Origin of the sequence: Streptomyces sp. NPDC059398, assembly GCF_042751845.1 — a bacterium.
GTDB lineage: Bacteria > Actinomycetota > Actinomycetes > Streptomycetales > Streptomycetaceae > Streptomyces.
Genome location: NZ_JBHYWP010000106.1, coordinates 27,497 through 27,976, shown reverse-complemented (window position 1 = coordinate 27,976; position 480 = coordinate 27,497). Strand labels below are relative to the sequence as shown.

General features: G+C 81.7%; 1 protein-coding gene. It reads left to right on the top strand.

The features are described from left to right. Positions 1-131 precede the first annotated feature (131 nt). Positions 132-407: a type II toxin-antitoxin system PemK/MazF family toxin gene (locus ACFXBC_RS29270; RefSeq protein WP_385030976.1), complete on the top strand. Its 276-nt coding sequence runs from the start codon at positions 132-134 to the stop codon at positions 405-407. Positions 408-480: the final 73 nt, after the last annotated feature.

Here is a 480-nt window from a genome sequence, read left to right as displayed (position 1 = left end):
GGCCGCGGGGCCGCGGGCGGCCGCCGGGGCGTCCGGCCGGCCGGGAGCCGCGGTCGCCCGCGGGGCGGGCCTCGTAGCGGTCCGGGCGGCCGGGGCGGGTGCCGCGGGCGGGCGAGATCTGGTGGGCGCTCGTGCCGTACGAGGACGGGCCGGGCGGCAAGGACCGGCCGTGCCTGGTGCTGTCGGTGCGGGGTGACGCGGCGCTGGTCGCCAAGATCACCAGTAAGCACCACGAGGAGCGGCCCGGGGTGATCGCGCTGCCCGCGGGGGCGGTGGGCGATGCCCAGCAGCGGCGGAGCTTCCTGGAGACGGACGAGTTGCGGGATGTCCGGGTGCGGGAGTTCCGCAGGTGGGCGGGGGATGTGGACCCGGCGGTGTGGGACCGGGTGCGGCACCTGGCGGGGTAGGTCTGCCGTGCGGGGGGGGGGCGGGGGCGCGGGGGGGGCGGGGGGCGCCCGGGGGCGGGGGCGGGGGCCCCCC